The organism is Microcoleus sp. S28C3 (genome assembly GCF_036700785.1).
Taxonomy (GTDB): domain Bacteria; phylum Cyanobacteriota; class Cyanobacteriia; order Cyanobacteriales; family Microcoleaceae; genus Microcoleus; species Microcoleus asticus.
In genome coordinates, this window is sequence record NZ_JAUBPO010000052.1 from 48,589 (window position 1) to 55,521 (window position 6,933).

Annotated in this window: 4 protein-coding genes; 3 read left to right on the forward strand and 1 reads right to left on the reverse strand. The window is 46.5% G+C overall.

Annotated elements, in window-relative coordinates:
- Window positions 1-143: 143 nt before the first annotated feature.
- Window positions 144-1,958 (reverse strand): translation elongation factor 4, encoded by a 1,815-nt coding sequence (gene lepA, locus QUA13_RS16825; RefSeq protein ID WP_333200249.1) that lies wholly within the window; start codon window positions 1,956-1,958, stop codon window positions 144-146.
- A gap of 328 nt (window positions 1,959-2,286) precedes the next feature.
- Between lepA and QUA13_RS16830 the strand changes: the two genes are divergently transcribed.
- From QUA13_RS16830 to QUA13_RS16840, 3 genes are all read left to right on the forward strand, one after another.
- Window positions 2,287-2,514: a type II toxin-antitoxin system CcdA family antitoxin gene (locus QUA13_RS16830; RefSeq protein ID WP_172191156.1), complete on the forward strand. Its 228-nt coding sequence runs from the start codon at window positions 2,287-2,289 to the stop codon at window positions 2,512-2,514.
- 562 nt (window positions 2,515-3,076) lie between these two features.
- Window positions 3,077-4,975 carry an ATP-binding protein gene (locus QUA13_RS16835; RefSeq protein WP_333200251.1) on the forward strand — a complete coding sequence of 633 codons (1,899 nt, stop codon included), beginning with the start codon at window positions 3,077-3,079 and terminating at the stop codon, window positions 4,973-4,975.
- A 775-nt stretch (window positions 4,976-5,750) separates the two neighbouring features.
- Complete coding sequence (locus QUA13_RS16840) at window positions 5,751-6,560, forward strand: GAF domain-containing protein (RefSeq protein ID WP_333200253.1); 810 nt, start codon at window positions 5,751-5,753, stop codon at window positions 6,558-6,560.
- Window positions 6,561-6,933 lie beyond the last annotated feature (373 nt).

Sequence of the window (6,933 nt, forward strand, 5' to 3'; positions counted from 1 at the left end):
CAAAAGGTAGAATAGGCCGGAAAGCCTGTTCCTAGAACCCCATTTGTGGAACAGACCGGAAAGCCTGTTCCTAGAACCGACAAAAAAACAGACTCTTTGTGGAACAGACCGGAAAGCCTGTTCCTGACAAAAAGCCACACAGATTACGAATCCCGATCGAGCTTCAGCACAGCCATAAAAGCCTCTTGCGGCACATCCACAGTACCCACAGACTTCATCCGCTTCTTACCCTTCGCCTGCTTTTGCAGCAACTTCTTCTTCCGCGAAATATCACCGCCGTAACACTTCGCCAACACATCCTTCCGCAAAGCCGGAATGTGTTCCGAAGCAATCACCTTAGCGCCAATTGTCGCTTGAATCGGCACCTTAAACTGGTGGCGGGGAATCAACTCCTTGAGTTTTTCCGTCAACCCGCGGCCCACATTATAAGCCTTATCGCGGTGTACGATCATCGCCAAAGCGTCAACCGGATCGCCATTAATTAAAATGTCCAATTTCACCAACGGATTTTCGCGGTAGCCAATTATGTGATACTCCATGCTCGCATAACCGCGCGATCGCGATTTCATCTGGTCAAAAAAGTCCGTCACCACCTCCGCCAAAGGCAACTCGTAAACCAGCGTAGTTCTGCCTTGACTCAGATACTTCATATCCATAAAAATGCCCCGCCGACTTTGAGACAGTTCCATCAGCGCCCCCACATAAGTTTCCGGCGACAGCATTTCTACCCGCACATAAGGTTCCTCAATTTTCTCCCGATACTGAGGATCTGGCAAGTGGCTGGGATTATCAATTGTTAAGAGTTCTCCTTTAATTGTTGTGACTTGATAAACCACAGAAGGAGCCGTAACAATTAAATCCAAATTGTATTCTCTCTCCAGTCGTTCTTGCACAATTTCCATGTGCAGCAAACCCAAGAAACCGCAGCGGAAACCAAATCCCATCGCACTCGAAGTTTCCGGTTCGTAAGAAAGCGCCGCATCGTTGAGTTCGAGTTTTTCTAAAGCTTCCCGCAAATCTGGAAATTGGTCAGCATCGATCGGGAACAAGCCGCAAAAAACCATCGGCTTTGCCTCTGTATAACCCGGCCAAGGCTCCGATGCAGGCTTTTTGACCAAAGTAATCGTATCGCCGACGCGAGCATCAGCTACCGCTTTAATTGCCGCGCCCAGATAACCAACTTCCCCCGCGTGCAGTTCGTCTACTGGAACTTGAGTCGGTGAAAGGATGCCTAATTCATCGATGACATATTCCTTACCCGAAACCATCAATAAAACTCGATCGCCCTTTTTGACACTTCCGTCCATCACCCGGAAATACACAATTACCCCGCGATAAGCGTCGTAATAACTGTCAAAAATTAGCGCCCGCAGCGGTTTGTCAACAGTATCCTGCGGCGGCGGCACCAATTCGACGATCGACTCCAAAATCTCATTTATACCAATTCCTTCCTTAGCCGAAGCCTCAATCGCCCCGCTACAGTCCAGACCGATAATTTCTTCAATTTCCCCTTTTACCCGTTCCGGTTCTGCCCCCGGCAGGTCAATTTTATTTAAAACAGGAATAATTTCCAAATTGTTTCCCAAGGCAAGGTAGACATTTGCCAGGGTTTGTGCTTCCACGCCTTGAGATGCGTCTACCACCAGCAGCGCCCCTTCGCAAGCAGCGAGCGATCGCGACACCTCGTAAGAAAAGTCCACGTGTCCGGGAGTGTCGATCAGATTGAGTACGTACTCCTGACCGTCCTTGGCAGTGTAATTCATCCGAGCCGCCTGCAGCTTAATCGTAATGCCGCGTTCGCGCTCGATATCCATATTGTCTAAAAACTGCTCCTTCATCTCCCGTGGCTGCACAGTCCCAGTCGCCTGCAACAGGCGATCGGCCAAGGTGGATTTTCCGTGGTCGATGTGAGCAATAATCGAAAAATTGCGAATGCGAGATACAGGGACGTTAGTCATGTTTTTTGTCAAAGAGCTAATCGGCAAAGGATACTTTTTGTTGTATGATTACACAAGCAAGAGTAGAGTGCTTACTTCCACCTCTTACTGGGGATTGAGTTCAAACCACAACTGAGGCAAACCTCAAGAGTATCAGTTATTACCCTTTCAAGTGTCCGACCGAGCCCGGACACCCAAAAGGAAAAAACTTTTCTCTCTCTCATTGTACAGAAAGCGGTTAAGCGGTTGAGGAAAGGTTGGGTGCAAATCAGGGACTTCAAATATCTAGTCCAGTCGGTTGTCATCAAAAGAATTGAAACTTAAGAATTAAAACTAGGATTTTTTAACTATGAGCGAATCAAGAATACCATCCCACAGTTCCTCAGAAAAAGTCGAACTGTCCATCCATATCGATCCTGAACTGCTAGACCAAATTAAGCACTTGACGAATGACCCCAGCAAAGTCATTGAAACAGCAATCAAGCAGTGGCTCAGAGGCGAGCGCCGCGAAGACGAGCTGGCTCTGAATTTGCGCCGCAACCCCCCAGTCCCGCCGCGCGGCGAGTGGAACGACTGAGGTTCTCCTGCCCCAGACGGCACGCGCAAATCTGCGGGCTGTAAAATTTAGATCGCCCCGGCGATCTCCGGCAGATTTCGCCGCGAAAGCTACAGGTTGTTCGGAGCGAACTGCGCTAACTCACAACCTCGTAACTCTTCAAGGTGACGGAAAAAATGCGCGATCCAGTCCCCGACTTGAGTTGTTCGCAGCCTTAGATTTTGGCGTAATTTTCAAACTCGATCGTTAATCGGTGCAGATTCCTAACTCCTAAATCTTAATTGTTATTTTTAAATTACCCAAAACGGCTGACAACAAAGAGTTTTGAGCTTTGAGTTAAGTTCAGAATTAAATAATCAATTTTTTTTGATTTCATTGATTGCTAAAAAATCAATGGTAGAAGCATAAAATTGTTGCGATTTGTGAGTTTTGATAGGTTAATTTTTAACTAAAAAGTCAACAACTTTTTAGTGGATTAATAACTCACAACTTAACGGTCGAAGCCCAAAACAATTTGGAGTCGTGAGTTTTTAATTAAAAACTCACGACTCCAAAATCAGAACTACTTTCATCCTCTACTCTGATGGACTCTAACACAGATTTCCGGCGATCGAGCCTCGCCTCTACAGCCTTTTTTCAAGAGTTAGGGGCAGAATTAGTATTTACCCAAGACGCCTCTGGTCGATATCTATCTTTTTACTGGCAAAAAGCCGAGCAGTACAACCTCACAGCAGAACAAATTGTCGATCGCCCTCTCAGCGAAACCCTGCAACCCATCGCCCCTGAGCCTTATCTCGATATCCTGCAGCGGGCGCTCGAAACCCTCGTACCGCAACGGTTCAGCTATCCATTTTGCCACGCCGGACAATATTTTCTCTTCGATTTGACACTAACTCCGGCGATTGACTCAAACGGCAAAGCTGCAAAAGTCTTAGTTATGGGAAGGCTGCTGTCTGACAAACCCACAGACAGACCGCCAGATTCACCAGAATTCATGCTCTATCGAGCTTTGCCATCCCCGTCGGACGCCCACCAACAAATGATGCTTTCCGCGAGCCGCATCCCCGGTCGATCGCTCCCTCCGTACTCGGAAATCGACCGCAAAACCATCTCCCAAATCGCTCAAAACCTGCATAAAACCCTCGACTTAGAGACAATTTGGCAGCAAACTGTTAACAGTTTGGGTCAAGTCTTGAACGCGAGTCGCTGCATCATCTGTTCCTACACAAAAGACAGCGAAAATCTCGAATCATCCCCGTTCCTAGCCTCGGAAAATCAACAAAATTATTCAGCCGCAGCAGCCGAATTACAACACTCAATTGCCAGCGACCGCTCGCCCCCGCTTTCCCCAGCTCAAATCGAAAATCTCCAATCGAAAACTTTTAAAGTAGTAGCTGAGTACCGCCAAGAACCTTACTCTTCTATGCTGGGATTAGAACTGCGCGCAGCGGAACAGCAGGGGTGGATTCAAACTTTAGCCACCCTAAAACCAGTAGCAGTAGATTACGCTTCCCCCCTCGCCGATCCCTTCCACCGTCATTCCGTACTCGTAGCAGCTACTTCCCATGAAGACCAACCCAATGCACTGATATGTTTGCACCGCTGCGGCAGTTCCCCGAAATGGAGTCCTGTCGAACTCGAATTCGCCCGCGAGTTAGTCGCTCAAGTCGGCAGTGCGATCGCCCACGCTACACTTTACCAAGAATTAGAACAGGCCCGCGCCGAAGCCGTAGCTCTTTCTCAACTTAAAAGTCAATTTCTTGCCAATACTTCTCACGAACTCCGCACCCCCCTCAACGGCATCCTCGGTTTCCTGAAACTGCTTGTGGACGGCATGGCAGATGACCCCGAAGAAGCGCACCAATTTATCGAAGAAGCTTACCGCTCGGCAGTACATTTGTTCAATGTTATTAACGATATTTTGGATGTCGCTAAAATCGAAGCTGGCAAAATGGAGTTAGACCTCGCTCCCGTCCAACTCGGCGAACTCTTGCAACAAGTTGAGAATTTCACACGGGTTCAAGTCGAGCAAAAGCGATTGCAATTTCAAATCCAAAAACCCGCTGTGGAAGACGAGATTATTGTATATGGCAACTACCAACGCCTGCTTCAAGTAATCTTGAACCTAACGGGCAATGCAATTAAATTTACCGGGGAAGGGGGAATTCGCATCAGTGCCGAAGTTATTAAGAAAAAGGTGACTGTTGACAACCAGCAGTTCCCCGGAATGGTAAAAATTCGAGTCGCTGATACTGGCATTGGGGTCTCTCTCGACAAGCAAGATAAATTATTTGAGTCGTTTTTTCAGGTGGACGGCGATCGTACCAGGCAATACGGTGGCACCGGTTTGGGATTGGCTATTTCTCAAAAACTGGTAGAAGCAATGGGGGGTACAGTAAATTTTTACAGTATGGGGGAAGGACTGGGATCGACTGTTACTTTTACTGTGCCGCTTTATCAAGAACCACTATTGAAAAATTAATCACTTGTAATCAATCATTGGTAATCGATCGTCGGGACTTTGAAGTAATCAGGAGTCAGCAAGAGGGAATTAGGAATTAGGAATCAGGAAAAAAACAGCTATACCAGTTCTCAATTTTCGTGCGGTACTCGCCAGCTTTCTTACCAATTAGCAATTAGCAATTACCAATTATCCAACTGTACCTCACTCACTTAAAAACTGCCTGAAGAATTGCTATATTCGTGTATCCGTGAGTTCCATTTCGTCAATAAAGGTCATCGATAATTAGTAATTATCCTACCAACACAATTCGATCGCCAGTGTATCAATTTTAACTTTTCTCCGTCGCCAAGCTCCCTCCTTGGGATTTTGAAACTCAGATCGATCGCCCCCGCCGCTTCCGGGATCTACCCAGAATTCGCATCAATGGAATCCGGGGGTACGGATAACAAAGCTGATCTTTATCTGTCCGCTGGGAGCTAACATCTCCGAGTAAACCCCCGTAAACCGCCAACTTTACAAGAACTTAATCCCAGCTTGTATCACAGATTCAGCTTCTCAAACCCCTACATTAAAGGATTATTTAGAATACTGGATACTCTCTGTGTTCTGTAAAAATCATAAAGATCTTGTAAAGACACCGAAACTACTTAGTAATGTTTGACGGCGTGTGGCAAAATTTAAGTATAATTACGTAATTCCTAAATCGGACAGCGACAGGCTGGTAAATTCGGTAAATTCCTGCTCTGTTGGCCCAGTGGTACACTTTTGCCAGTGTAGTAGAACAAGGGTTGCTATGAATCAGCAAATATCAGCTCAATCGCAAAAACTTTTACTCCAAATTGGCAGAAAGATTCGTCGAACCTTGGATCTTGATACCATCTGGCAGCAAACAGTTAACAGTCTGGGAGAAACACTAGGCGTCAGCCGCTGCATCATTTGTCCTTATGAAAGTTCTAGCCTGCAAGTCAAAGTAGCTGCTGAATACTGCCAAGAACCATTTTTACCCATGCTGGGAATGGAAATCTCCCTCACAGCAACACCTCATTTCATTCAAGCTCTAGCCACCCTCGAACCGGTGGTAGTAGAGTCCTTTGCAGCCAATGACCATTTTGGGCCGCAGTCGCTGCTAGTGCTGGCTACCGCTTATCAAGACCAACCTAACGGCATAATTAGCTTGCATCGGTGCGAGAGCCGATCGTCGCGGAAGGGTAAGACCGATCGACTTTGGACTCAATGCCAAATCGAATTTGCACAAGAACTTGCCGATCAAGTAGGAAGTGCGATCGCCCTCGCCACCCTCTACCAAGAGCGCAGCAAGCGAGTACAAGGACTATCCCAGCTCAAAAAGCAATTTTTGTTGAAGGCGTCCCACGAGCTGCGCACTCCCCTAAATCACATCATCGGCTATCTACAACTAACCATAGACGATCAAGCTGACGATCCGATCGAGGAGAGAGATTTTATCCAAGAAGCTCACCGTTCCGCTATCCACCTTTCTAAGGTAATTTCCAATATCTTAGATTACATTGAATTAAGTGAATCTTGCCAGACTCACGGAGAGTTAGCCGCTTTCAGGAGCCAGGAGGAATCTGGGAACGAGTAAAGATTCGAGCGGCGTATTCAAAAAGTCGAATATTTACCGTGCAGACAAGTCTTCCGCCTGACAAATCGGACACTTTATAGATAGATTCCTTCAATAAATTCCGTAGCTGGTTAATCTATTATTTTTAGGTAATTAGAGTTTTATACAGCGCAGAAGACCAACTACTACACCTAGCAGCCTGGTGTATTTATCATATTATGTCCGCTCGATCTACTGCCATCGAATAGCAGGGTAAGAGCATCTCAATCAGTCTTGACAAAAGGATTTGAGAAGAAGCATCATGTATTCATCATTCATTGCAGCCCGTTTCCTTTTCTGTCGCAAACTACGATTGAGAGTAGTTTCTTGATTTACAGCATTCAGGGACATCCGT

Bases quoted from the DNA above. Each gene is read 5' to 3' on its own strand.
- lepA (WP_333200249.1), bottom strand. From the start codon at position 1,958: ATGACTAACGTCCCTGTATCTCGCATTCGCAATTTTTCGATTATTGCT.
- QUA13_RS16830 (WP_172191156.1), top strand. From the start codon at position 2,287: ATGAGCGAATCAAGAATACCATCCCACAGTTCCTCAGAAAAAGTCGAA.
- QUA13_RS16835 (WP_333200251.1), top strand. From the start codon at position 3,077: ATGGACTCTAACACAGATTTCCGGCGATCGAGCCTCGCCTCTACAGCC.
- QUA13_RS16840 (WP_333200253.1), top strand. From the start codon at position 5,751: ATGAATCAGCAAATATCAGCTCAATCGCAAAAACTTTTACTCCAAATT.